The organism is Planktothrix pseudagardhii (assembly GCF_904830925.1).
In the GTDB taxonomy this organism is placed as follows: domain Bacteria; phylum Cyanobacteriota; class Cyanobacteriia; order Cyanobacteriales; family Microcoleaceae; genus Planktothrix; species Planktothrix tepida.
Map to the genome: position 1 here is coordinate 2974626 of NZ_LR882967.1, position 26909 is coordinate 3001534.

Consider the following 26909-nt stretch of genomic DNA (forward strand, 5'->3'; position numbering starts at 1 on the left):
GGTAAAAAGAAGCCCAAAAATTTCGAGGTGGGGGATTGTTGTTAAAATAGTCTGATAGTGGAAAATTTATCATGACTCATCAAATTCAGGCCTATTTACAAGATGTTACGCAGATTTATCAAAAGGGTAATGGGACAGAGCATACCTATCGTCCTGCTTTAAAAAAATTGCTGGAATCTTTTGGTAATGACATTTTGGCGGTAAATGAGCCAAAGCGGATTGCTTGTGGTGCGCCAGATTTTTGGATTGGACAGGGAGCTTTAGAAATTGGACATCTTGAGGCTAAAGATATTGGTATTTCGCTAAAGAGTTTGGAAAAGAAAAACCAAATGCAGCGTTATTTCAATGCCTTGGGGAACTTGATTTTAACGGATCATTTAGAATTTCGGTGGTATGTGGGTGGTGAGTTACGACTATCGGCGGCTGTAGCTACTTTTGATAAGCAAAAGAAAATTAAGCCTGATCCTGATGGAATTGCACAGGTTGATCAGCTTTTGCGACAATTTCTATTAACTAAGGTTGTGCAGGTGACAACACCCAAAGCTTTAGCTAAAAAGATGGCGGCTTTGGCACAGTTAATTCGGGATGCGATTAATACAGCGCTAAAAGATAGCGATCGCGGTGGGATGTTGCGGCAGCAATTAGAATCTTTTCAAAGGGTATTAATTCGAGATTTGACGGGTGAGCAGTTTGCGGATATGTATGCTCAAACGATTTGCTATGGGTTATTTGCGGCGCGTTGCAATACGGATCAAGTCAGTACATTTTCAAGGGAGACGGCGGGGTTTCGCTTACCCAAAACAAATCCATTTTTACGCGGTATTTTTAATCAGATTGCAGGTTCAGAACTAGATGATCGCATCACTTGGGCGGTGGATACTTTAGCGAGTATTTTACAGCAAACGGATATGTCGGGCATTTTGAGTGATTTTGGTAAGCGTAGCCGCCGGGAAGATCCGGTGGTGCATTTTTATGAGACTTTCTTAGCGGAATATGACCCCAAAATGCGGGAGTCACGGGGAGTTTACTATACCCCTGAGCCTGTGGTTTCCTATATTGTGCGGAGTGTGGATTATATTCTCAAGGAGAAGTTTGGAATTAAAAAAGGTTTAGCAGATTCTAAAAAGATTCACGTTAATAATCCGAAGGATGAGGGAAAAATTGAAACTCATCAGGTGTTAATCCTTGATCCGGCGGTGGGGACGGGGACGTTTATGCACAGTGTAATTGAGCATATTTATGAGGGTTTCAAAAATCAGAAGGGGATGTGGTCTAGTTATGTGAGTCAGCATTTGTTACCGCGTTTATTTGGGTTTGAGTTGTTGATGGCTCCCTATACCGTGGCACACATGAAGTTAGGGTTACAACTTCAAGCTTTGGGTTATGATTTTAGTTCAGATGAGCGTTTAAAAATTTATTTAACAAATACTTTGCAGGAGGCGTTTCAAATTCCTGCGGCGGATGGTTTTTTGAATCGCATTCGGGATGAAGCGGAAGCGGCGAAGGGGGTTAAGCAGGATACGCCTGTGATGGTGATTTTAGGCAATCCTCCTTATTCCTATGAGTCGATCAATACTGATCCTTGGATTGTAAATTTGGTAAAGGATTATTATCAAGTTGATGGAAAGCCTCTTGGTGAGAGAAATCCTAAAGGTTTACTAGATGATTATGTAAAGTTTATCCGTTTTGCTCAACATCGAATTGCGGAAACTGGTTATGGAGTGGTGGCGTTTATTACTAATCATGGTTATTTAGATAATCCGACTTTTAGGGGAATGCGTCAAAATTTGATGCAAACTTTTGATGAGATTTATGTTTTAGATTTACATGGCAATAGCAAGAAAAAAGAAGTTTGTCCCGATGGTTTACCTGATAAAAATGTTTTTGATATTCAGCAAGGGGTAGCGATCGGGATTTTTATCAAGTATCAAAACAGTCAGCAGAATTTAGCTAAGGTTTATCATGCTGATTTGTGGGGAAGCAGAGAGGTTTATGAGAATAAGCAGTTAGTTGGTGGTAAGTATCATTGGTTGGAGGAAAATGATATTAGTTCGACTGAGTGGGAAAAATTAGATTCTACACCCGATTTTTATTTACTTAGTCCTCAAAATATTGATCTACAGACTGAATATTTTAATAATTATCAAATTACTCAAATATTTAAGATTAATAGCGTTGGTATATCAACTTCAAGAGATAGAATAACTATTCACTTTGATGAGCAAAACTTAATAAATATACTTAATCAATTCAAAGATTTTCCTATCCAAGAACTTAAATTACAACTGGATCTGGATAAAGATACACGTGACTGGACAGTTGAACTAGCACAAAAAGACATCAAAACTTCTGGAGCTTATAGCGATCATATTGCAAAAGTCTTATATCGTCCTTTCGATATTAGACATACATATTATACAGGCAGATCAAGAGGATTTCATAGTATGCCTCGTGGCGAAGTAATGGATCATTTATTTCAAAATGACAATCTTGCTTTATGTACTAATCGACAAGTTAACAATAATTTTCGCCATATTTTTGTAACAGAAAATATCACTGATGGTAATGCTGTCTCTCTCGAAACCCGTGAGAGAACATATATTTTCCCTCTCTATCTTTACCCAACCAACACCCCAACCCTATTTGAACTCGAACCAACCAACTCCCCAAATGGTCGCCGCCCAAACCTAGCACCAGAATTTATTAACGAACTTTCCGAAAAACTAGGTTTAGAATTTCTCCCTGATGGTAAAGGGGATCAAGTCAAAAACTTTGCACCAGAAGACATCTTTAACTATATCTATGCTGTTTTCCATTCGCCAGAATACCGCCAACGTTATGCCGAATTTCTGAAAATTGACTTTCCGCGAGTCCCCCTCACCAGCAATAAAAAACTATTTTGGGAACTTGCAAACCAAGGCGAAAAATTAGTACAACTCCATTTAATGAAAGCAACGGGAACTGAAATTAGCAGTTATCCCGTAGCAGGTTCTAACCTTGTTGAACAAGTCAAATACAACGAAACCCAACAACAAATCTGGATTAACTCAGAGCAATATTTTGCCAACATTCCGCCCCATATTTGGAACTTTTATATCGGGGGTTATCAAGTCTGTCACAAATGGCTCAAAGACCGCAAAAACCGCGAACTTAGCTTTGATGACCTATCGCATTATCAAAATATTATTTCTATCTTGGACGAAACGATCACAACCATGATGGATATTGACCAAATTATTAATAAATATGGAGGTTTTCCATTTTTATAGATGAGTTCTGAAAAGTTATTGGCAATCGTCAAGATAAATAATTTATAAGGAACTAGGCATAACACACCATTGGAGCGCACAATATTAAATTAAGGGATTTTGTTTTGAGTTGAGAGGCGATCGCTTACTGCTCAATTCAGCCGTTAGACCTCGCCAGCAATCTGTAATATTGAGACACTGCATAAAGAATTATGAGACTCCCTAAATTTATCTCAACAGAAAGTTTTGCCAGAATAGCTATCTTTTTGCTTCTAATTTCGGTTATAGGTGCTATCTTTGGGAACTGGTCAGATGAAATTAAAAAGGGATTGATAGGATTTTGGATTATTATTCCACCTCTATGGTTATGGTTTGAGTTCTGTTTCTTATTTGATCAGGGCAAAACCCAGTTTTCAAATGATTTCGAGAAGTTTAAATATGGTCAAGAACTCACAAAGAATCTATGGCTATCTATCTCAGCACTTCTGTTGTTAGTCTATTTCGGCAAGCTACCAGGCTTCTAGTATAGTGATGTGCAGTCGAGATAGAATCTGGTTCTACTTTTATTAAAGAACTCCAGCTTGAAATATTTGTTCAGCCGTTAAACTTAACTCTGGAAAAACGAAGGACTGAATACACTCATTTTCTCGATATTGAGTCACTTGGTATTCTCCATCGACTAAAAAGTAAACAGAAACAGTTGGTTTTTTGGGATTACCAATCAATTTACGAGCACCCAGAGCTAGATAATCTACAATCCAATATTCAGCTATTCCAATTTCTTCGTACTCTCCATATTTTTTATAATAATCATCTCGCCAATTCGTGCTTACGACTTCAATTACTAAAGGAATAGACTGACCCAAAGTTACAGTAGATTCTTTCTTCCAGAAAGGTTCATTCACCAAATGAGAACGATTCAATAATAAGATATCGGGCGAGTAAGCCGACTCGCTCGAAGCTGATTTAACCAGTGCCGTTTTCGGTATAGAATAAGAAAGATGGAGGCGCACATATTCTAAGGTCAGTTTTTCAGCTAAAAACCCTACAATATCTTCATGTTCTCCCGTCGGTTGTGGCATTTCAAGAATTACTCCTTCATGGAGTTCATAGCGTTTGTTATCGGGTTTCCACTGGATAAATTCAGAAAAACTTGTTGGTTTTGGTAAAGATTGAACCATAATTTATATCTATTGCAATAAATCTGAGTTAGTATTGATTTAAAAAAAAATAATTATCTCTATTTTAGCACAAAATTGACCTGTTTAAAAAGCGATTACTCTTAATTTGAAGAGGAAGGAAAATAGTTTTCCCCCCTCTTAATAATTAACTATTTAGGCTGTTGTAGGTAGTTGAGAATTTTATCGAGTTTCTCCTCTAATTTACGGTTAGCCTCCTCCAACTTGGCAATTTTATCCAACAATTGTTGATTGCTAGAAGTTGCACTCGCCTCCCGCAATTTACGGACATCTCGACCAAAACCCATCAATGCTGGACGTTCCACATAAGTGACCCGGTGCAGTACCCGCCAGGCTTTATTGGGCTTACCTGCCTGGGCCTGACGCAAGGCCCGCGCTTCTTCGTCGTTGCTACGCAGCCATTCAGGATCGACCACATAGTTAAAGAAGTCGTGGAAGTGATCGGTACTGCCTTCCAGGTAGAAACTCATAAAGCGATAGCGATCTACTTTTTCCCCGGGCAGAATCGGGCGATCGTTGTAATCGGTGATGCCTTTATACTCCAAACCACTCAGATCTACATTCAACTGAAAACCTTTACTCCGAGCTTCAGTTTTGCTCATGGTTTGAGTTAAGTTGACCGTAGCTTGGGCAGTGAGTTCAACAGTTGCGATAGCTCCAAATTTTCCTTCAAAACCCAAACCGGCATTCAGACCAAAAGAGCCACCAATGGTATGTTCTACGGTATTGGCAAAGCTTTGAGCTTCAGTTCGCAGTCCACCGTCAGCGTCCCAAACGTAGGTATTGACGATATTGCGCTTACCCGCCCGAATTTGCAGGTCTTCCATCCGTTTCTGCCAACCCGCAAAACTGTTTGTGGCTTGCACTCGTTTCTCTTGGTCGTTAATTTTGCTTTGGATTTCGGCCTGTTTTGCTTTGGTGGCGGCACTTTTCTCACTGACGGTCGCCGCAGCATCCGCCTTCGCATTGTTCAGTTTTTCCTCTTCAGCTTTTTTCTTTTCCTCCTCAGTCATTTGGGTACTGGGTTTGTCTTCTTCCCGTTGTAATCCAGTGGTGGAAGGTGCATCCCCACTATCAATATTCCGGTTCAAAGAGGTTTCATCGACTAAACGCACATCAAAGTTAGAAAAGTAAGATTCTCGGCGTTTATCTTCCGCTTCAATTTGGCGTTTTAAGTCATACGCCTCTTTCAAGCGATAGTAACTGGCGGGATAGAGGGAACCATACTGGCTACGCATTTCGGGAACGTGCTTGAAAAAGCGCTGGCTAGTAGCACTGCTGCCGGTCATCCCATCCAAGCTACCATTCATCGTGTAGGCAGGATTCATCAAAAAGGTGATGGTGTTGACATCTGGAGGAATGCCATCTACCGGCTGCACTTGGTAGCCGACCATTTTGCCACTGCGGGCCAGTCGGGTGACAAACACATCTGCCAAGGCGGAAACAACCAAAGCATAGCCAATATTCTTGGGAATAAATCGTGTCCCCAAATGGGGGAACTTGGTAGTTTCTTCTGGTGTGCCGCGTAGTTCCAGTTTATCGGTCATGCTCAGGGATGAACTGGAAGTAATGTTACTTTCATTTTGGAATTGGTAGCTGAAATCCAAATTACCTTTGAAACCAGCACGCATCGTTGCGATTTTAGCTTGGACGAATAAACCGGCTGAAGCTTCTGTTTCGGCTCCAGCAAACACATCAGCAGTCGCTCCTAACCCAGAATCCTGAGAACGATTCCAGCTAAATGCCACATCTTCAGACATGGTTAATTCCACAGAAGTCGCACCATTGTAATCGTCTGATAAGGTTAGGTTTTCACTGGGTACGGGGGGTGGCCCCTCAATATAACCCAACAAAGTCGGAGCAAACTGAGCATTGCCAATCCACTTCAGTTCCAAGGTTTCAATCCGCTTATCCGGGAGCAGCATGGCCCCGTTGGTGGTGGGAGAACCCAGGAATCGCCGCATGATCGCTACCTTGCGTTTGGTTGTCGGCTCCAGAGTTACGGTGCTGTACTCCGCAGAGACCAGGGCATCGCCGACAATAGGCAGAGTTTTATCGTCGATAGTCAATACCTGGCTCACGATGCCGCGATTGCGGTTGCTAGGTGGTCGGTTGTTCATAATTGCCTGAATATTTTCCCGGATCGCAGGCAGGACATTGTCTGCGACTGACTGCACCCCTCCATTTGGCCTGGCGTGATACTTTCCAGTCAAATCTTTAGTGATGGGTGTTATATTGATCGCCTCGGGTTGTAAATCTCGGATTTGAGCAAGCGGATAATAAGCGACCAAGTGAAGCTCTTTCCCGCTTGGGCGAGTGTACATATCTGCCCGAATTTGATCCTGGGTACGGGCGATATTCCAGATGCCGAGATCAGCCATACAGCCCTGAAAGCAACAATTATCATGGTGACTACCCCCAAAATTGCGGCCAATAAGGTGATAACTGGTCGCAGTTTTATCAGAAAGTGCTCCGGAATGTTGCAAGTCAAGAACACCGTCGATGTAAGTATAAACCTTTTGGTTTTCTCGATCTCTGACAAAACTAACAAAGTGCCATTCATTAAGTCCTAATGTTGCCGTGCCATAAAGATCTACCGCACCAGACCAATACAACCTTAGCCTTCCATCAGCACTAATTTCACAGTCAACATCCACTGGACGGTTTGGACTAAAAGCATCTCCTAGCAATATCCCTCGTTTATAAGTTGGAATTTTCAGCCACATAGAAATGGTGAACGAACTTGAGAAAATGGGCAATGGCTGAGTTAGTTCTAGATAGTCATCCTTCCCGTCAAACTGCATCACGGTGTTCTCAGCCGAGATAGGTACAGTGGACTCTCTCCAACGTCCACATAGTAGTCCGTGGTTGCCATTTAGAGACAGATCATGTGGGTTGCCTTTAGCTTCACCGAGGGGGTAGTAAGCCAACAATCTTGACTCTTTTCCACTCAGGCGAGTGTACATATCTGCTCGAATTTCATCCGCACTTCGGGCAATACTCCAAATTCGAACGTCAGACACTTGGCCAGGGAAGAAGTATTGTGCTTCTGCCTCACGTTGACTATTAAGCTGTTAAGCATCTAAATAGGGTATAATGAAAAACCAAGTTTAGAAAAATCAATCAAAAGATGCCTGCTAAAAATCATTTAAATGAAAAGCAAGTAGAGAAACTACAGAAAAGATTGAAAGAGGAAGAAAATGGACAAATCCGAGAAAGAATCTTGATTTTATTATTGCTAAATGATGGTAAAAAGCAAAGTGAAATTGCCAAGTTTTTGGGCTGCTCATTAAACAAAGTATGTTATTGGTGTGTACATGGAGACCCTGACAAATTAGAAAGCCTAAAAGATGAAAGAATGAAAGGAAATTATAGAAAAGCCACAGACAAATATATAGAGATATTATTAGAAACAGTAGAAAAAGAACCGGAAGAATTAGGATATGAATTTGGGAGATGGACAGGAGAAAGATTGGCAACTTATTTAGAACAAATCACAGGAATCAAATTAAGTAGTTCACAAGTGAGAAAGATATTAAAGGAAAAAAAGTATGTTTATTTGTGGGCAAAGTATAGCTTAGAAGAGAAAAGAGATCCAGAAAAAAGAAAATTATTTAAAGATAAAATAGAAGAATATTTGAAAATAGCAAAAGAAAGTCCAGAACAATTACAGGTATGGTTTTGGGATGAAAGTGGATTTAATTTAAGAGTGATAAAAAGAAAGAATTGGTGTAAAAAAGGGAAGAGGAAACAGATTAGAGGAGACAGGAGGAAAGGAAGAGTTAATGTGATGGGAGGATTGAGGTACTCGGATAAAAAAAGATTTGTAGAATTTCTGGATAAAGGAAATGCAGATAATTTTTATCAAGTGTTAAAAAGTTTTTATCAAGAGCTAATTTATGAATGGGTATTAGCGGGAAATCAAGCAGAAGAATTTGTAGAAAAAGGAGCTAAGATCCTGATTATTCTTGACAATGCAAGTTTTCACAAAAAAGAAGAGTACCTAGAAAAAATTAAAGCAGAAATGCCGAATGTCTATTTAGAATTTCTTCCAGCATATAGTCCAGATTATAATTTAATTGAATTAGTCTGGCATTCAGCTAAAGAATATATAGCTCATCGACTCTTTAAATCAGTTGATGAGCTAGAGTGTTTATTACATCAGCTTTTAAATGAAGGACAGTTATCTATTAAATGGGGACGTAAACTTAAAAACAAAGGTAATGCTATAATCACAGTTTAAATACACAACAGCTTAGGGGTGCTTTTAACGATGGTACGGGCAACAATTTCCAAAGCTGAGAATCTTTATTCTCATCGATTCTAGCTGTTATTGAATGCCAATACTCCGTATCTATTACTCTTACTCCATTTACTCCATAAACACTTTGATTCTTGCTGCAAATCTTATAATAAAAGTTTTCCGTTTGTTCTTCTTCTTTCCTCAACCGAGACAACAGGTTTTGCTCTTTTTGAATGAGTGTTAATGTCTGCCAAGTCAGATCCCGAATTTCGGCTCGAACTCCTTCTAGGGCACTCTCGGAAGCGATCTTTGCTTCCACTTCTCGCTTTTCTTTAAGCAGGGCGTTTTCCTCTTCCTGTTTGAGCGTTAACATCTTTAACTTGGCAGTAAACATATTGACATCGCTGTCAGGAGAGATCTCTCCAACCTGCTGATAATTTAGGGTTGTGAGTGCAACACTATCGGTGTATTTTGCCTCCGTAATGCTATCGGACAACAAACGAATCCGGTGCTTGCGAATTTCCAGCGATTGCCAATCTCCTTGAACTTTGGCAATTTCAAAAGAACGTAACAGACTGACTTCATCGGGAATTGTCACATTACAGGAAGCACGATACCAACCATTGCCCAAATCTTCAAACTTATTTTGTACCGCAGAAATGGTCTTTTTCTCTTCGGCACTGCGGCTGGTTTTTCCCCAATAGGATAGGGTAAATATCTTGGTGCCAATATTTTTACCATCGGCATTGTCTAAATAGGCTAAATTAACCGGATTGGCTGAGTTAACTTTAAACTCAAAACTTTCCTCATAAGTAGCCCGTTCACTGACAGCAAATAGCTCAGAATTGCTATATTTAACTGCTGCGGTTCCTCCGGCCAGTTTGCGGTTGAGAGTTGCCGCACTAACATACGGTTCACCATAGACAGTGCCGTCATTGCCGTTCACAGAAAAGTCAGCTACTTTCCCTTCGGAGATACCACCTAAGCGCCAATACCCCACTAAACCGACTTCTTTTCCTGTCAGTTGTAGGTACATACTATTTTTAATGTCTTCAGCAGTCCGGGCTGTTTTCCAGATGCGGACTTCGGCTATAGAACCTTTGAAGAGACCCCCGTAATTATATGCTCCAATGACAATCTGGGGATGAGAGGTAGCAAGACGAGGAACATTCGTTGATGTTGCAATGAGTTGACCATTCTTATATAGTTCCATCCTTTGAGTGGAACTATCATAAGTAACAGCCACATGAATCCAAGTATTTTCAGGTAAAGTTGTTGTGTCTTGAACGTTGTACCAACTCCCATTATGTTTATGTCCTGCCCATAGCCTGTGATCCTCTATCCATAAATCATGACTACTATTACCCGAGATAATATTAAATTCTCCCGAAGATTTCTCCCATTTAATCCAAGCTTCTTTGGTGTAGGAATCAGGTAGGATACCAGCAGTAACATCAATATAATCATCCACCCCATCAAACACGATTCCCCGCCGCTTTTGGGACACCAATTTCACATTAACAGCCTCTCCGATTGCCCATTTGCGTTCAATGACAAAATGGGTATCATCAATTTTTCGCACGGGGTAGCTGTCGTTGTAGTCTTCTGTGCCGGTAATTTGGACTTGATCGCCATTTTCCAAACCATGATTAGGACAGGTGACTCGTAATTTGCCCTCGGCGGTTTTTTGATAAGCGGTAATCATGCCATCAAAAATCAAACCACCTTCTTCTTGGTCTTCTTTTTCCCAATAACCTAATCCGCGATCTAATGGGATATCAATCTCAAAGGTATCTTGCTTTACGTTAATCGTCCGATACAACCCTTGATAATCACTGGTGCCGCTGATTTTTACTAAGTCGTAATTGGCTAACTCTGAAGCGCCGCCATTGGTGGATATTTTAACTAAATCTTCGATATCTTCCTCATCAGTTCCTGCGGCGAATCCGCTAATAATTCCTTGGGGAGGAGGGGTTTTGTCACCAATTGCTTTAATTTCATCTAAGGTGTTTAAGGGTAACAAAACTTCTCGCTGACGACTGCGAATAAGCTTGCTATCCGGGGTTTCGTCAATTTCTGCTAAAGTACCATCCCCGGCGATGGCAAAACTGAAAGCGGCCGCCCCTTTATCTGTGGGAATTGCCAACATTAATCGCGTGGCAGTTTTCAACAGTTGTTCTTCCCCGGACTGGGTTTGCTGGGCCTGTTGTAAATCGTATTTAGTGGCCGATAAACCGTCGGTGACTGTCACATCCTTAATGTCTAAAGTCCGCTTAATCACCCCCGGAATTTTTCGGGGAACTAGGCTATCGTTTGATTCTTCAAAAATGGTGTAATCTTGAACATCAAATAGTCCTTCTTCCGAGGCGCGAATGGTGGTTAATTCGACCTTCTGGGTTTGACTGTTGTAGGCGAAAATATGCCAGCGATAAACATCATTTTCAATCGTCGGAACCAATACGACGGAAAACCAGCCCTTATGCAGGTTATTGACTAAGCATAATTCGGTGGTGGGTTCATAGAAAAATTTACCGTTGGCATCACGAAAGTCTAAGGTATCAATATCAACCAGTCCGTTAGACCCCTGTTGCATATTTTTCGTGGGGGTGTGCTTTTGCCGACTCCGCTTAAACCGAACTTCTAGTTTGCGGTTCAACTTATTGGTCATGCCGTCTAATATAAAACGATCCACCAATAAAGTGTTGGATTTGGACTGACGAAAAACGTAAATATGTCCCAGGGCAGAAATCGCTTGTACTGGGGCAACTGCGGTTATATTTTGGGTTTTGTAAAGGGATTTGAGGAGATATTGACTGGGATTTTGTTGGTGAGTCAGTTCGGCTTTTTCTTTTTCAATTACCGACTGGTCATCCGCTTCATCAGCGAATTCCAGAGTTTGCCAGTTTTCCCAGCCGGTTCTTTGATCGGCGGGGGTGTTGAGGTAGCTATCTTCAAACCCATCTTGCTTCACCGTATAGGAAATTTTTCCCTCGGCATCGGTGGCTAAGACGACTATTTTACCCTCATGGGTAACGGTGTTGAGGTGTTTGAGCTTTTGTTTTGAAAGGTACATAGGTTTTTGAATGATGGAATCGCTCTATTAAAGATGTCAAAAGTACATCCTCCTCATGATATACATTTTTGGGTTCCCAGATATATTTAAATCTGATATAATCATCCGATAAATCCTGCTACTAAGGTTAGTGTTTCAACCACAAGATAACTGCTAATGATGATTACGCTTGCTTTGTAGGAATATGTCAGTGTGAGTGCTGCTGAAAAATTAAAGTTTTGTAATTCACAATTCTTTATCAATTTTGATTGAACACAGTAGTAATAAACTCACAAGTCGTGAAAATAAGTCCCGGGAGGCGTAAAATTTTTACCCGACCGCAATCAAAAATTGCAATTGATTTTCTTAGATTTACTGAAACTACGACAACGGCCAAATCAAAAACGGTATCGTTGGGAGTTTTATCTGATTCAAATCGCAACAACAAGGTTTAGAACTTAGGTAGGAGATGGTAACTTTCACTTTCTATTAAAATAAAAATTCCTAATGCAATTAAAATATAAGGGGTTATTTTTTCGCCGTATTGAGTTAAAAATTGAGCTAAGATAGGATGACGAGTTAAGAAATAAGCGATCGCACACCAAACTCCAATTAAAATATAAAAAACAATTAGAATAATTCCTAAACTCAATAAATTAGAATTCGCAAATAAGGGAATATAAATCCCAATATTATCACCCCCATTGGCAACAGTTACCGCAGCAACATTAAATAAAGGTGTATTTAAAACCTTTCCCAGAGAACGTTTCCAAGCAGATCGAGACTCCGCGATTAAAGAATCAAAAGCTACTCCTTGAATTTCTTCTTTCTCTTTTTCTGCTTGAAATAACCCTTTAATTCCAATAGCAATTGGGAGAAATCCCAGTAATCCAATCACGGTTTTAGGAAGAATTAAACCTCCCAGAAACCCGATCAAACTCGCTATTAGTAAACAGGTAAATCCTAGATATTGACCCCCAACAATCTGTTGAACTGTAAATTGACGATTCAGTTGAGAGAAAAATAACATTAAAATGACAATATCATCAATATTGGTGGCAATAAAACTGGTGATTCCTGTAGCAATTGCAGTCCAGACTAAATTCATGAATATCTCAATAAACGACTTGATCAGAAAATATTTCAGTTATGGTATGAATATAGGGCAAAAACACTTTATAATTTTCTGGACTCAAACTATAATAAAGTTCCCAAAGCAAAGAATTTAACATATCCTGTACCAACTCCCAACTTACATTTAATCGGGGATATAAAATCACACACATCGGAAATAACTCTTCTTGCACGGGTCGCAAACTGCCTTCTAACGCACACAAGCATAAATAAATTTGAAAGAGTTCAACATCTCGAATACTAGAATAGTGAACCATAGAATTTGCTAAATTGCCACTGATGCTCCGATAGCCGGGATGTAAATGACAAACTCGGTTATAAACATTATGGGCAATTGTTGTTGTTTGAGATAGTAATTGTTGTACGGCAATTAAAGCTTCTGAATCCGCTTTCTGGGTAGCTGCTAAGGCATGAACTTCTGCAATGGGGGCATGAAGATAATCTTCTACTGCTTTGAAATACAGTAAAAAAATAGAGCGTGATTTTAGGGGAATCCAATCTAATAAAATTTTTCCTACATAGTTAAATTCCATTGCTAAAACAGCTAAAAATACAACATGGATTTGGAAATATTTACGGCGAATGGAAATAATCTCTCGACCCACTAAAACCGATAGCCGGGACGGATATTCATATTGAGCATAAGCTTCTATGGTTTCTCGATACAAATGGCAAGTATCTTGAATAATTTTTTTGGGTTCAATTAACTCTAAAAGGTTTTGATGAGATTGAAGATAAGAACCCAGTACCGCATCAATTTTGTTCCAGGCAATTTCCCCGGCTATATTTAACATTTGGAAAAGCTGGGAAACAATACGGGAACGCTGTTCGTCAAACTCAGTAATATCAACAGGTTGATCAAGTTCAATCCCCGTCGCTGAATGAGATGGGTTGGGACTCCAAATCATTGAGTAATATTGTTTTGCCCATTCAACTGCCATTAAGGTCATGATTTCAGAAGACTTAGAACTGGGGTTTTCATCTGGGCATTCTCCTGATATAATAGACCCAGAACAAGATGTTTGATCTAAAATAGTAAGGATTTTAGAGGCATCTTGATTCCAGTCGCAGACGGGTGAACCTTCGTATTCGGGTTTCATATTGAATCCAGCCTCACTTGTCTTTGTAAATTCGCCTTTGCTCATGCCAAGGCAGTAGCCAGAGAGTAATAATTGATTAAGACTCCCTCAACTCATATTTAAGTGTCCGTTTAAGGCTAGATCCTCTGAAAATTAGAGGCGTAAACCTAATGAAACGGGGTTTAAGTTCAATATAAAAGAAAAGAAAAGAATCGTACGCCTTCGGCAGACTGAACCCTTTTAACTCCAGTTTTAGAGAAAAGTATCTGGTGCATCAGGATGGATGTCAGTCTCGGCATTAGATTCACCACAGAAAAGGTTTAAGTCTAGCTTGACTTTGAATTATACCATAATCTCCTTGATGGATAGACCCTGGCAAGGCAAATGTTAAAATTTTATGAAGATTAGTTTTTCTAATCTTTGACCGAACTCCATTTTTAATAAAATACAGAAATGTCTGATCGGGGGAATAAGCTTAAAAAAGCCGATTTTTCCGTCAGGGTAAGTATTTTTCTGCCCCGGTTAATTAGAATAGAAAAACAAATATCCTCGTTTGACCAATTGTTGTAATCTATGCCTAACGCCCCCGCTATTATTACCAGCTTTATTGTTGCAGTTTGGATCGGTGCGATCGCCATTCTCGCCGTTCAAAATGCTACCCCCATTTCTTTGAAGTTCCTGTTCTTTGAGTCCATTCAACTCCCCGTTGGTGTGATTCTAGCGTTCAGTGTGGTGAGTGGTCTTCTCGGAGCCGCCTTATTCAAACCCATAGTACAGTTAGCAGAAGGGGGAGAGGGGGAAAGGGGAAGATAGGGGAAGAAGAACACTGACGTTAGATGTACACCCTACCCCTCTATTTTCGTTGAAATAGCTGACACAACTCAATAACATGGGTTTGGAGAGTTGAACGTTCATCTGCGCCGCCTTTGAGATGAGCTTCAAGTTGAAGTAACAAAGGTAAGCTGTGTTGTAGTTGATTTAGGGTGAGGGTTTGTACTTCTTTTTGCAAAAAAAAGACACGGTTGGGGTTGCCAATTTCGGCGGTTTTCGCAATTTCCTGTTTATCCCTGACTCCGGTTTCCATCATTAATTTAATCCATAACCACGTCCGAAATTGACTCACTAAAGTGGCGACAATTTTTAATCCCGGTTCATTGTGTTGGAGTAACTCTGTAATTAACTCTAAGGCTTTACTGGTTTGTCCGGCTTTAATACAAGTGGCAAGTTTTAAGCTATTTTGAGTATTAGCCTGAACTAATAAGGAAATTTGCTCAAGGCTGAGGGGTTGATGAGTATTCCCCGCAAATAGCTTGAGTTTTTCCAATTCGTTATAGAGTTGTCGAGTATCATTTCCAACTAACTCTGCTAATAAAGTAATCCCATTAGAGCTCAGATTGACCCCACGTTCCGTTGCTAAAGTTTTAACGTGCTGTTCTAATTTATCGATTTCCCAAGGTTTAATTCGAGAAAATTCTCGCAATTCTCCTTTAGATTTGTCAATATATTTCTTGAGTAATGTCGTGGACTTCAACCGACCGTCGGGTTTGTTAGAACCCGTTAAAAGCAACGTTGTCGTATCGGGGATCACCGAAAGGGTGCGTTCTAACTCTTGATAAACTTCTGTTGGACATTGCTGGAATAGGGAAGTATCCACTAACCAAACAAAGCGTCCACCCATTCCAAAAGGAGGCGTCATGGCTTGATTAAGCGCCATAATTACAGAATTTGGTTGATCGGACAGAATTCTGTCAAAATTAAAACTAGCCCAACTGGGATCAAGGACGGACTCCCGCAATCGTTCAACCGCTTGCATTAAAGCAAAGTCATCGTCTCCCCAGTAGAGGTGGATAGGCATAATAACTTAATTTTTTCAAAAGAGGCGATTAAAATTGGACGATACTTATCAAGTTTATGTGAATCGGGTAGCGCGATTAACGCTGCCAGAATCCTATCACTCTCAGCTTGAGTATATTCAGGAGTCCCCTAAGTTTAAGCCTGATTCCCAGGGTAAACCCCAAGCTGTGCCTTTTCCGGGTTATAGCATTATCACCCCTCCGGCCGAAGATGATGGGGAGAATGGAGAATTTTATCAGAATCTCCAAACTTGTCAGCAGCAACTCAGTGAAAAGTTTGATCCCAATTTTTGGATTCCGATTCCCCAGGAAAGTTTACACTTTACCTTAGCGGATTTGATTTGGGATAGTGCTTATCGAGATGCCAGCAAAGAAGATCTCAGTTTTGATCCGAAGTTGCATCAAGCGATCGCTCAATCGTTTCAAGGTTTTAAATCCACACCAATTCCCCAGGGAATTCGTTGGCAAATTTTCGGTTTTATGCTAATGCCAAGGGCGATCGCCGTTTGTCTGGTTCCCCGTGATCAAGAGTCCTATCAAAAAACAACTGAATTCCGGCGTGCTATCTATCAAAATCCAAGTTTAATTCCATTAGGTGTCGATCAACAATATTATTTAACGGCTCACATCACATTGGGTTATTTCGGAACAATTCCTGAAGATTTAGATCGGGGTCATTTTTGTAATATTCTCTCTTCTTTCAATCAACAATGGTTAGATTCTACTCAAGAAATTTGGGTTAAACGAGCAGAACTCCGCAAGTTTGATGACATGACCCGCTATTATCGAGAACCAGACTGGCCTGTTTTTAAATTTTAGACCTTAAGCGTTGTTGGTTGATGGTTAACCGTTAACTGTCAACCAATAACAAACCATCCTTGAGAACCAATGTTTATAGAAATTCATCCGATTCAATCCCAGAGTTTTGCAATTATTGATCAAGAAATTGGTGAACATTCGTTTAATTCTGCTGAATATGCGATTGTGAGACGAGTTATTCATAGTACGGCTGATTTTGAATTTTCCCAGTTAATTCGGTTTAGTCCAAATGCGATAGAACAGGGAATTTTAGCGTTAAAACAACGAGTTCCGATTATTGTTGATGTGGGAATGGTTAAACAAGGGGTCGCTAATTTAGTGGCTAAAACCTTTAATAATCCCTTAATTTGTGCCGTTGAAGCGGTATCGACTCCCTTGGCGGGTAAAACCCTCACCGAAACGGGATTAATTAATGTTGTTCAAGAGTTTCCCCAGAGTATTATTGTGATTGGTAATGCTCCAACCGCGTTAATTTCCCTGTGTTCTTTAATCGAACAAAAGTTAGTTTCTCCGAGTTTAGTAATTGGGGTTCCGGTGGGTTTTGTGTCTGTAGTAGAGTCTAAAATGATGTTAGCTCAAATGTCCGTTCCTCAAATTCGAGTGGAGGGAAGAAAAGGAGGTTCTCCGGTAGCAGCAGCCATTTTAAATGCTTTAATTGTTTTAGCTACCTCTGAAAAATAGGGTTCAAAAAATATAAGGATTGTACATTAATTATTAATTTGAAATTCAATAATGATTTATGTTGTTGGTATTGGGTTGGACGGGGCATCAGGACTGAGTGAGTCTGTTCTTAATGTTATTGCAGGTGCAACTATATTAGTCGGAAGCGATCGCCATTTAAGTTATTTTCCTGAACATCTAGCTGGTCGTTTAATCTTAGGAGATTTAACAGAAATAATTGTTTCTATTCGTCAGCAATTAACAAGATGGGAAATTGAAAAAAAACAATCTACTAATAATTATATTGTCATTTTAGTATCGGGTGATCCGTTATTTTTTGGATTAGGTCGTTTATTAATTGCCGAATTTCCGCCGGAACAATTAACGTTTTATCCCCATATTAGCTCGATTCAATTAGCCTTTAATCGGATTAAAATTCCTTGGCAAGATGCTCGAATTCTAAGTGTTCATGGTCGTTCTATGGAAACCTTAATTCAAGCTTTACAACAGGGAGCAGAAAAAATAGCAATATTAACGGATAATCTTTATAATCCCTCGGCGATCGCTCAATTAATCAAGAGTTTAGATTTACCAAGTCGTTATCAATTTTGGGTCTGCGAAAATTTAGGGGGAAAGGATGAACGAGTCCAACAATGGGAGATAGAATCTTTAAAAAATCCAGAATTTTCTTCCTTAAATATTGTAATATTATTACGTGAATCTGGTTTGGGAATAGAGCCTTTAGATTTATCTAAAATTCCGACTTTTGGCATTCCTGATCAACTGTTTTTCAGTTATAGCGATCGCCCTGGACTGATGACAAAGCGGGAAGTTAGGACTTTAATCTTAGGAGAACTAGCTTTACAGCCGAAACAAACGATTTGGGATATTGGAGCCGGGACGGGTTCGGTTTCGATAGAAATTGCCAGACTTTTTCCTGATTCTACAGTTTATTCTATTGAAAAAACAGCCGCCGGAACTACTTTAATTGAACAAAATCGCCAACGATTTCAAGTTAATAACTTAGTTTCTATTCATGGGGAAGCTCCCGAAATTTTACATCATTTACGCTCACCGAATCGGATTTTTATTGGAGGAAGTGGAAGCAATTTAAGCGAAATCTTAGGGATTTGCAGTATTCGTTTATCTCCGGGGGGTGTGATTGTTTTAGCTTTAGCAACGATTGAACATTTAAACACGGCGTTAAACTGGTTAGACCAACGAAAACGCATTGAACGCAGTTGGAGTTATCGGATTTTAAATGTACAATTATCCCGTTCCGTTCCCGTTGCTAATTTAACCCGTTTTTCTCCTCTCAACCCCGTTACTTTGTTAACGATTTCTCACCATAGCTTATTTGCGTAAGCTAAAAGCCTTGAAATTAATTTCAGGCGTAAGGGCGAGGCGCGCCTCGCCCCTACAAACCCGTTTTAACGGGTTAATAAAGAACAGTTTTAGTCATCTATTAGATGACGTAGAGACGTGCCATGGCACGTCTCTACAGCCTGAAATGTAAGTTCAGGGCATTATGATTTAAATCGTTGTTTAATTTTTAACCATTCATCTTCTAACAATGTATTTAAAACAGGAACCACAATTAAACTTAATAAGGTCGATGTCATTAACCCGCCAATAATTGCAACGGCCATTGGTTGTCTTAATTCTGCTCCTGCTCCTAATCCTAATGCAATCGGTAACATCCCTAAAATCGTTGAGGCGGTGGTCATAATAATCGGTCTTAAACGTACAACCCCAGTTTCAATAATGGCATCATTTCGATTCATGCCTTTTTGACGAAGTTGGTTGATATAATCCATCAGAAGTAATACATTTTTATCTAATAATCCTAATAAGAAAATTAACCCAATTAACGAGATAATTCCAAAAGCACTTTGAGTCACTAATAACGCTAACATTGCGCCGACTAAACATAAAGGAAGCGTTAACCCAACCACCGCAGGTTCTACCCAACGACCAAATAATAAAAATAGTAACCCCAGCATACAAACCACCGAAAACAGCAGCGTTACCAGAAAACTATTTAAAACTTGACCAATTCTGGCAGAATCTCCGGTTAATTTTAAGGTGACTCCATTAGGAATTAAAGGTTGGGCAATATTTAATACTTGATTGGTTGCATCTCCTAATAATTGACCTTGGCTTAAATTTGCCGTAACATAAGCCGCCCGTTGACCATTAAAGCGTTCAATTTGGTTAATATCATTAGATGTATTTTCTTCTCCTGTTGCTCGAACATCCACAAAACCAGGTAATTTTGCCACTTTTTCTTGAAGCGTTTTTGCGGTCTTTTTTAAGAGATTTACATCGTCTCCCACTAATACAATTTGTAAGGGTTTTTCATCTCCTGTTTCCACAAATTGCAAATCTTCTACACTAACGGTAACATTATTAAGAGAGGGTAAATTTTCTCGAATTTGATCTTGTGCTTCTAAGGTGGTGAGTTGACGATCATTTTTTAGTTTTACATAAATTCTGCCTTTATTGGGTTGTCCTTTAATACCAATAATAGTAAACGCTTCTTCCACATCAGGCGTATTCAAAACAACCTGTTCAATTTTGTTCCCCGTTGTGCGAGTTTTTCTCAGAAATAATTGAATGGGATTTCGAGCTAAATCTGTTAACCAATTAAACGCTCCCTGCTGTTGAAAAATATCCGTTTCTGCGGTTGGTGTATCGGTGGGGGTTTCTTGGGTTTGAGAATTACTTTGAAGCTGAAAATTAGAAATTTGAGGTAAAGGATAGGAATAATTAATTACAAATTCTCCTCGGTCTAATCGAGGTAAAAAGCCTTGAGGAACTAAAGGAATTAAAGCTAAACCTGCTATAAAACTTAAAATAGCAATTAAAATAACAAGTTTACGATGGTGGAGTGACCATTGTAATAATCGACGGTAGGTTTCGATAATAACATTAGGTTTGGGATGATAATTTTCGGGTTTATTTTGAATGGGTTTTAACCAATATACAGCTAAAACTGGAGATAAAGTTCTAGCCACTAATAAGGAGATTAAAACCGCCGAAGAAATCGTTAACGCAAAGGGTTTAAAAAACTGTCCTAACGCATCTCCCATAAAGGCAACGGGGAGGAAAACAGCCACAATTGTTAAGGTAGAAGCGGTTACGGTTAAACCAATTTCATCTGTTCCTTTAAGGGCAGCATCTCTGGGGTTTTCTCCAGCATCAATTAATCGGGCAATATTCTCGACATCAACAATGGCATCGTCAATGACAATTCCAATTACTAACGCCAAGGCTAATAACGTAATAGTTTCTAAATTAAATCCTGCTATTGCCATCACAATACAGGTTCCTAACAACGAAGTAGGAATGGCTAAAGCGGTGATGAACGTAGCTCTTAAATTTCTTAAAAAAGGAAAGACAATGGCAATCGCTAAAATTATTGCTAATAATAGTTCTTCAATTGTCGAATGGGTGGCTTTACGAATATAATCCGCTTGAGTTTCTGCTAAATTTAGCTTGACATTCTGGAGCTTTTCTTGTATACTATTAATAGCAGTTTCAACTCTATCTACAACTTCCAAGGTATTAGCATCACTGCGTTTTATCACCTGAACTGCTAAGACATTTTCTCCATTATATCGAACTAATATTGGCGGGTCTTGAATTAAGGTTTGAGAACTGGATAAAGAAGCGATATCTGATGTTCCTTTCCGGGTTAATCCATCCCCTAATAAATTTACCTTGAGCACACCGGGTAAAGCGTTAAGTTGAGGAATAATTTCAGTTTTTGTTAGTTCTGTTAATTCTTTTAACGTTAGACTTTGACTTTGAATGGCGTAGGTAATGGCTGTTGATTCATTTAAGTTTAACGGAATAACAGTATAAGTTGTTTTCGCAGGCAATTGAATCGTTTTTAAAGTTGTCTCTACCTGGTTTGTAGAAGATTCTAAACTCGTTCCGACTAAAAAAGCTAAACTAATAATACTTCGACCTGGGTAAGTCGATGAGCGAAAATCATAAACCCCTTCAATAGATTTTACTTGATTTTCAATGGGTAAAGTTACCTTTAATTCCATGTCCGTTGCGGTAGAAATCGGTGCAGTGGTACTGACAACAACCACCGGAAATGTCACCTCTGGAAATAAAGCATATTTGAGACTACCAAATGCCAGCATTCCTGCTACAATTACCCCAATCCAAAACCCTATCACAATTCGAGGATGAGCAATCGAAATCCGAGAAATATTAAACCTTTCTCGAATAGCAGGTTTTAGAGGAGACTGAATCATAAGAGATCTGGACAATTAATGAGCATTAAACTATGTATTGTATCGTTAAGGGTTGATTTTGAATGGTTAACCCTCAACATTCGTTTAGTTAAGCAATTGGGTCGCACAATCAATGCCTACATCCACAAACTCATCGGGGGATTCTTTCGTCTTTTGAGCTTGAGTATAAATTTTCAGAAATTGCTCAAAACTATATTGAGATTGAAAGCGATTAATTGTACACTGACAAACAGTTTTTGCCTGTTGCTCGGTTAAACCTTCTTGGATACTTCGTTGACGACAACTACTGATATAAGTATTAACAATTTCTTGGGGATATTGATATTTGGGTTTCGGTTGACTCGCATTATTTTGGGCAAAAGTCGAGACCGGATAAAGTCCAAACCCCCAGAAGAATGTCAAAGAAAACAAACTAACAGCGATAAGAGGATTGATAATATTCATAGAGAATTGATTCTAAATCCTAGAATAACTTTCAATTTCCAATCCTAACGAGAACAATACTCCCAGATGAATTGGCAACGTTTACAATTTAAACACAAATTCTGTCTCAAAATTTTACTCCTCGGCATCGTGATGGTGTTCATTGTGTTGCTGAGTCGTGTATTCCATCAAACTCAAGGGTTGTCTATGGGGTCTCAACAACCTGTGGATACATTTTTTGTCCTGGGGGGAAGTATTCGACGGGAAATGTATGTGACGCAACTGGCCAAACAAAATCCTGATATTCGCATTTTAATCTCAACGGGATCAGATGATCCTTGCATTTTAAAGTTATTTGAACGCGAACAAGCATCAACGCAACAAGTTTGGTTAGAAAAGTGTGCACAGTCTACCTTTGATAATTTTTTTTACAGTCAACCCATTCTCACCAAATGGCACGCTCATCATGTTAAATTAATCACCTCTCCTACCCATTTACCCCGTGCCAAATGGATGGCTCAAATTCTGTTAGGAGCTCATGGAATTTGGGTCGATGTAGAGACTGTAAAAGAAACGGGGGTTCCTGCTAATCGAGAGTTATGGTTAAAAACAGGACTTGATCTCACCCGAACTGTTTTATGGGCCTTAGCAAGTCAAGTGATTCAACCGTCCTGTTCTAATTTTATTCAGCTTCAGGAAGTCAATCTTAAAAAGTGGTGTCAGGAAAAATTTCAGTGTGAATATCAAAGTGGTCTGGAGCCGGAATCAATTTGTCATCAGTCAATAGGGAACAGGGAACAGGGAACAGGGAACAGGGAACAGTAAGAAATGAAAGGGTTTCGGAATTTAGAATTGTCCTAATTGTTTTGTGACTTCATTTTATCATCATTTGTCCATTCAACAAATGCTTGAAAATCCTCAATTTTCCCTTTAAAATCACCTGTTAAAGTCTTAGCTAATCCTCGATTATCGCGAAAATCACCATCATAAGGGGAAAGTTTTACTGCATTTTCACAGGCATAGAGAACATCTTTTGCAGATCCATTCAGGCTACTTTGTCGAGAGTTCAAGACATAACAAAACTCTCCGGCTTTTAAGGCTTGATATCCGCTTGACGTTTAATATAGGTGGGAGCATCAACGGGTAAACCCCCCCACTTGATAAATAGAATGAGACATAGAGGTAAAGAAATTCGAGTTAGTCTAAACTTAAATGTGCGATCGCCACTTTCACTAACCGTAACGTTGGAAACCCTAGTGATGATCAAGGGTCGGAATCTTAACTTTATATAAACTTTTGAAACAAAAGTCCCTCAACCTTCCATCTCATAGGTATTACAAGCCCTAGGATTTCACCTATCACTGTAAAGATAAAGTTAAAGATTTAATTAACTTGAGCGCAATGTCCTGAAATGGAAGGACACCCTGGATCAATATATGCCATTATGGCAACAGATCTTACGTCTATAGACAACTGGGTTGAATATCAGAATCCTCTACTCATCTGAAAGGCAATCTTGTTGTTAGACCGCAGTTTTTACTGAATTCCGCTTGACTCTTGTTTGTGGGAATCTCCCTAATCAAGGGGATTTCACCTTTGCTAAGAAGCATGGAACCGAAGGCTAGAGAAGCCTAATTTCATATTTCTACGGGTTGTTTCACGGATTGCTAATCTACACTATTTATTCCCTCGGAACAATGATTAATCCCAACTTTACAGAACGGGATCGGGTGTCTAGCTCTAGCTCAAACCGATCTCCATCTTTATTAATGGCAACCTTAGAAAATTTATTAACACAAATCCAAGCCGATACTACTTATGTTGAAGCGTGGAGTCAACACTGGCATTTGCAATCGTTCCAATTAGGAGATTGTATTGATCGTTTACCGCCTTCGGCTGAAACAAAAGTTAGTCATCAACTTAACGGTAAGTCTTTTGTTTATTTAGTGCTCGAAGGTCGAGTTCGACTTCTGGCTGAGGACAAACATCTCAATCGAGAGGTTTCGGTTTTAGTTGTTGAACCCGGTGAAACCTTTGGTGGCGATGAAGCGGGATGGGAATACGCTTATTTATCTTATCAAGCGATCGCCGCCAGTGATGTTATCGTTGCTTCGATTCCGATGGTCAAACTTCAGGCCCAAATTAAACAGATTCCTCCGCTACAAACCTATTTACAAACCTCTATTGAAAACCGACAACGGTTATTATTCTTTAAAACCCAAACCAACTTGCGACGGTTCACCAGTCACCGACTCCAAGAGATTTTATCCAACTGCATCGAACATCGCATCAGTGCTGGAACTGCCTTACAGAAGGCGATCCCAACGGAACAAGGACGATTTTGGCTGTACCAAGGACAAATTACAGGGGCCGATACCGTTCCCCAAGTGGGTGACAGTTGGGGAGAACCCGATCCTGTCCCCTCAGAATGGATAGCATCAACAGAGTTAGTTGTGTATCAACTTCCCCCCGAAACCTTACAGACCACATCTGTACAAGAGCGAAAATCCCAGATGCGGAAACAACAGATAACCGTATCCCCTCAACCTGCAACGGTGAACCCCCCTGCGGTTATTGTTCCCAAAACCGCGCAAATCCTTAGTTTTCCCCAACCTAAACGTCAACGAGTCTGGCGAGGATTTTGGCAACGCTATCCGTTTATTGAACAGCAAAGTTCCTCTGACTGTGGGGTGGCTTGTTTGGCGATGATTAGTCAGTATTGGGGGAAATATTTGAGTATTAATAGCCTGCGTAATATTGCGGATGTAGGACGCTCAGGGGTCTCCTTAAAAAACCTTACCCTTACCTCCGAACGCTTAGGGTATCAAACGCGACCTGTACGGGCAAGTTTGAATCGTTTAGAACCTGAAAAAAACCCTTGGATTGCTCATTGGCAGGGGGATCATTATATTGTGGTTTATAAAGTCCGTCGTCATCAAGTCGTGATTGCTGATCCGGCGGAGGGCAAAAAAACCCTCTCTCGTCAGGCGTTTTTAACAGGATGGACGGGCTATGCTTTACTGTTAGAACCGACGGAGCAATTTTATGAACTCAAAGAGCAAAAACGCTCTCTCGGTCGGTTTGTGGGGGTAATTTGGCCCCATCGATTTTTGGGATTACAAATTATTCTGTTATCCCTCTTAATTCAGGTCTTTGGGATTGTCACTCCGTTATTAACCCAGATTATTTTAGATCGGGTTGTGGTGAATAAAAGCGTCACAGGTTTGAATGTATTCGCCTTGGGATTGTTATTATTTGGGGTGTGGAGTTTAGGGTTATCTTCGATTCGACAATATTTATTAAGTTATTTATCAAATCGTTTGGATTTAACCTTAATTGGGGGTTTTATTTATCACGCGCTACAACTTCCTTTAAAGTTCTTTGAGTCCCGTCGTGTCGGGGATATCATTACTCGCGTTCAAGAGAATCAGAAAATTCAACGGTTTCTCGTCGGTCAAATTTTGTTGTCTGCGTTGAATGTTATGACGGGGTTTGTGTATCTGGGATTGATGCTTTATTATAACTGGAAGCTGACAATCTTAATTTTAGGAATTGTGCCTTTAATTGTTATTCTAACCTTAGCAGCAACGCCAATGTTACGGCATATTTCCCGTCAAGTTTTTAATGCTGCTGCTGATCAAAATTCAACTTTAGTAGAAATGATGACGGGAATTAATACGGTGAAAGCAGTAGCGGCGGAACCGGAATTACGGTGGCGTTGGGAAGAAAAATTAACCCAACAGATAAATGTTCAGTTTAAAGCCCAGAAATTAGGAATTAATTTGGGATTTATGAGTGGGTTAATTAATTCTATTGGGAGTACATTTTTGCTGTGGTTTGGTGTCAATTTGGTAATCCAAGATCAATTAACAATTGGTCAGTTTGTCGCCTTTAATATGATGCAGGGTTATGTAATTAGTCCGATTCTGGCTTTAGTGGGATTATGGGATGAATTGCAAGAAGTCTTAATTTCCGTAGAACGGTTAAATGATGTGTTTGAGCAGGAACCGGAAGAAAGCCCCCAAAAACCGTTAATTGTATTACCGAGACTTCAAGGAGAAATCCGGTTTGATAACGTTACTTTTCGGTATCAAGAAGATGCAGAAACGAATACTTTGCAAAATATTTCGTTTCAATTTTCTCCCGGTCAAACCATTGCAATTGTGGGGCGCAGTGGTTCGGGAAAAAGTACCTTAGTTAAATTACTACAAGGGTTATATCATCCCACAACCGGACAGATTTATGTTGATGGACATGAAATTCGTCATGTTTCTCCCCCGTCTTTACGCACACAAATGGGTGTTGTTCCCCAGGAGTGTTATTTATTTTCAGGAACGATTTTAGAGAATATTACTCTGTATCGAGATGAATATCATTTAGATCAGGTGATTGAAGCTGCTAAATTAGCAGAAGTGCATGGATTTATTCAGGGTTTACCATTAGGATATTATACCAAAGTTGGAGAACGAGGTTCAAGTTTATCAGGAGGACAACGGCAACGAATTGCGATCGCGAGAGCCTTATTAGGTCATCCTAGAATTTTAATTTTAGATGAGGCAACCAGTTCTTTAGATACTGAAAGTGAACACCGTTTTCAACGGAATTTAGAACAGATGCAACGAGAGCGCACCACGATTATTATTGCCCATCGTCTTTCCACCGTCAGAAGTGCCGATTGTATTCTGGTTTTAGACCGGGGGATTTTAGTTGAAAAAGGAACCCACGAACACCTCATGGCGGCTCAAGGGCTCTACTACCATTTAGCCCAGCAACAACTCGATTTATAAACATTAACAAACCTGAAATAGAAACATCCAATCGAGATGTGGGGTTTCGCCTATCGGCTCTGTTTACAAAACTTCTTAAACAAAGTTGCCAAATTGGCAGTCTCAAATTAGAAGTTACCCTAGTATAAATACAGAGGATTC

General features: G+C 39.8%; 18 protein-coding genes. 8 read left to right on the forward strand and 10 right to left on the reverse strand.

Annotated features, from left to right (window positions below; all coding sequences use genetic code 11):
* The first annotated feature begins 71 nt into the window (after positions 1-71).
* The gene (locus NMK36_RS12545) at positions 72-3269 is read left to right on the forward strand and encodes a type ISP restriction/modification enzyme (RefSeq protein WP_254173864.1); all 3198 of its coding nucleotides are present in this window, start codon (positions 72-74) and stop codon (positions 3267-3269) included.
* Positions 3270-3814: 545 nt separating this feature from the next.
* Here NMK36_RS12545 and NMK36_RS12550 read toward each other — a convergent pair.
* Complete coding sequence (locus NMK36_RS12550) at positions 3815-4429, reverse strand: Uma2 family endonuclease (protein WP_254173865.1); 615 nt, start codon at positions 4427-4429, stop codon at positions 3815-3817.
* Positions 4430-4578: 149 nt separating this feature from the next.
* Positions 4579-7413 (reverse strand): LamG domain-containing protein, encoded by a 2835-nt coding sequence (locus NMK36_RS12555; protein WP_254173866.1) that lies wholly within the window; start codon positions 7411-7413, stop codon positions 4579-4581.
* A gap of 164 nt (positions 7414-7577) precedes the next feature.
* Between NMK36_RS12555 and NMK36_RS12560 the strand changes: the two genes are divergently transcribed.
* A complete protein-coding gene (locus tag NMK36_RS12560; RefSeq protein ID WP_254172743.1) occupies positions 7578-8690 on the forward strand; it encodes an IS630 family transposase in 1113 nt (370 codons plus the stop codon).
* On the opposite strand, the gene NMK36_RS12565 is transcribed toward NMK36_RS12560, so the two are convergent.
* The 3 genes from NMK36_RS12565 to NMK36_RS12575 all read right to left on the reverse strand — a co-directional run bounded on the left by NMK36_RS12565 (position 8680) and on the right by NMK36_RS12575 (position 13976).
* Complete coding sequence (locus NMK36_RS12565) at positions 8680-11763, reverse strand: LamG domain-containing protein (protein ID WP_254173867.1); 3084 nt, start codon at positions 11761-11763, stop codon at positions 8680-8682. The genes NMK36_RS12560 and NMK36_RS12565 overlap by 11 nt on opposite strands.
* A 430-nt stretch (positions 11764-12193) precedes the next feature.
* Complete coding sequence (locus NMK36_RS12570) at positions 12194-12850, reverse strand: cadmium resistance transporter (RefSeq protein WP_254173868.1); 657 nt, start codon at positions 12848-12850, stop codon at positions 12194-12196.
* Positions 12851-12857: 7 nt separating this feature from the next.
* Positions 12858-13976 carry a hypothetical protein gene (locus tag NMK36_RS12575; protein WP_254173869.1) on the reverse strand — a complete coding sequence of 373 codons (1119 nt, stop codon included), beginning with the start codon at positions 13974-13976 and terminating at the stop codon, positions 12858-12860.
* A gap of 552 nt (positions 13977-14528) precedes the next feature.
* Between NMK36_RS12575 and NMK36_RS12580 the strand changes: the two genes are divergently transcribed.
* On the forward strand, positions 14529-14768 hold the full coding sequence (locus NMK36_RS12580; protein ID WP_254173870.1) for a LapA family protein: 240 nt from the start codon (positions 14529-14531) through the stop codon (positions 14766-14768).
* 40 nt (positions 14769-14808) lie between these two features.
* On the opposite strand, the gene holA is transcribed toward NMK36_RS12580, so the two are convergent.
* Positions 14809-15810, reverse strand: a complete 1002-nt coding sequence (gene holA / locus NMK36_RS12585) for a DNA polymerase III subunit delta (protein WP_254173871.1) — start codon at positions 15808-15810, stop codon at positions 14809-14811.
* A gap of 34 nt (positions 15811-15844) precedes the next feature.
* Between holA and NMK36_RS12590 the strand changes: the two genes are divergently transcribed.
* The 3 genes from NMK36_RS12590 (at position 15845) to cbiE (ending at position 18652) form a co-directional block, all read left to right on the forward strand.
* The gene (locus NMK36_RS12590) at positions 15845-16627 is read left to right on the forward strand and encodes a DUF1868 domain-containing protein (RefSeq protein WP_254173872.1); all 783 of its coding nucleotides are present in this window, start codon (positions 15845-15847) and stop codon (positions 16625-16627) included.
* Positions 16628-16696: 69 nt separating this feature from the next.
* Positions 16697-17308 (forward strand): cobalt-precorrin-8X methylmutase, encoded by a 612-nt coding sequence (locus NMK36_RS12595; protein ID WP_254173873.1) that lies wholly within the window; start codon positions 16697-16699, stop codon positions 17306-17308.
* A 48-nt stretch (positions 17309-17356) separates the two neighbouring features.
* Positions 17357-18652, forward strand: a complete 1296-nt coding sequence (gene cbiE / locus NMK36_RS12600; RefSeq protein WP_367997213.1) for a precorrin-6y C5,15-methyltransferase (decarboxylating) subunit CbiE — start codon at positions 17357-17359, stop codon at positions 18650-18652.
* A 161-nt stretch (positions 18653-18813) separates the two neighbouring features.
* Here the strand turns inward: cbiE and NMK36_RS12605 are convergent, their stop codons facing one another.
* Together NMK36_RS12605 and NMK36_RS12610 are read right to left on the reverse strand one after the other, a co-directional pair.
* Complete coding sequence (locus NMK36_RS12605; RefSeq protein ID WP_254173875.1) at positions 18814-21558, reverse strand: efflux RND transporter permease subunit; 2745 nt, start codon at positions 21556-21558, stop codon at positions 18814-18816.
* An 84-nt stretch (positions 21559-21642) separates the two neighbouring features.
* On the reverse strand, positions 21643-22002 hold the full coding sequence (locus NMK36_RS12610; RefSeq protein ID WP_072721379.1) for a hypothetical protein: 360 nt from the start codon (positions 22000-22002) through the stop codon (positions 21643-21645).
* A gap of 66 nt (positions 22003-22068) precedes the next feature.
* On the opposite strand from NMK36_RS12610, the gene NMK36_RS12615 reads away from it, so the two are divergent.
* Positions 22069-22806 (forward strand): YdcF family protein, encoded by a 738-nt coding sequence (locus NMK36_RS12615; RefSeq protein ID WP_072721377.1) that lies wholly within the window; start codon positions 22069-22071, stop codon positions 22804-22806.
* 32 nt (positions 22807-22838) lie between these two features.
* Here NMK36_RS12615 and NMK36_RS12620 read toward each other — a convergent pair whose 3' ends face one another.
* A complete protein-coding gene (locus NMK36_RS12620; RefSeq protein WP_072721376.1) occupies positions 22839-23051 on the reverse strand; it encodes a hypothetical protein in 213 nt (70 codons plus the stop codon).
* Between the two features lie 23 nt (positions 23052-23074).
* Entirely contained in the window at positions 23075-23248 is a 174-nt protein-coding gene (locus NMK36_RS12625; protein ID WP_186440444.1) for a hypothetical protein, read from the reverse strand.
* A gap of 430 nt (positions 23249-23678) precedes the next feature.
* Between NMK36_RS12625 and NMK36_RS12630 the strand changes: the two genes are divergently transcribed.
* Positions 23679-26768, forward strand: coding sequence for an ABC transporter transmembrane domain-containing protein (locus tag NMK36_RS12630; protein ID WP_254173876.1), 3090 nt, complete (start codon positions 23679-23681; stop codon positions 26766-26768).
* The last annotated feature ends 141 nt before the right edge of the window (positions 26769-26909 follow it).

Coding starts and splice junctions, on each gene's coding strand:
- NMK36_RS12545 (WP_254173864.1), top strand. CDS start 72: ATGACTCATCAAATTCAGGCCTATTTACAAGATGTTACGCAGATTTAT.
- NMK36_RS12550 (WP_254173865.1), bottom strand. CDS start 4,429: ATGGTTCAATCTTTACCAAAACCAACAAGTTTTTCTGAATTTATCCAG.
- NMK36_RS12555 (WP_254173866.1), bottom strand. CDS start 7,413: ATGTACACTCGCCTGAGTGGAAAAGAGTCAAGATTGTTGGCTTACTAC.
- NMK36_RS12560 (WP_254172743.1), top strand. CDS start 7,578: ATGCCTGCTAAAAATCATTTAAATGAAAAGCAAGTAGAGAAACTACAG.
- NMK36_RS12565 (WP_254173867.1), bottom strand. CDS start 11,763: ATGTACCTTTCAAAACAAAAGCTCAAACACCTCAACACCGTTACCCAT.
- NMK36_RS12570 (WP_254173868.1), bottom strand. CDS start 12,850: ATGAATTTAGTCTGGACTGCAATTGCTACAGGAATCACCAGTTTTATT.
- NMK36_RS12575 (WP_254173869.1), bottom strand. CDS start 13,976: ATGAAACCCGAATACGAAGGTTCACCCGTCTGCGACTGGAATCAAGAT.
- NMK36_RS12580 (WP_254173870.1), top strand. CDS start 14,529: ATGCCTAACGCCCCCGCTATTATTACCAGCTTTATTGTTGCAGTTTGG.
- holA (WP_254173871.1), bottom strand. CDS start 15,810: ATGCCTATCCACCTCTACTGGGGAGACGATGACTTTGCTTTAATGCAA.
- NMK36_RS12595 (WP_254173873.1), top strand. CDS start 16,697: ATGTTTATAGAAATTCATCCGATTCAATCCCAGAGTTTTGCAATTATT.
- NMK36_RS12605 (WP_254173875.1), bottom strand. CDS start 21,558: ATGATTCAGTCTCCTCTAAAACCTGCTATTCGAGAAAGGTTTAATATT.
- NMK36_RS12610 (WP_072721379.1), bottom strand. CDS start 22,002: ATGAATATTATCAATCCTCTTATCGCTGTTAGTTTGTTTTCTTTGACA.
- NMK36_RS12615 (WP_072721377.1), top strand. CDS start 22,069: ATGAATTGGCAACGTTTACAATTTAAACACAAATTCTGTCTCAAAATT.
- NMK36_RS12630 (WP_254173876.1), top strand. CDS start 23,679: ATGATTAATCCCAACTTTACAGAACGGGATCGGGTGTCTAGCTCTAGC.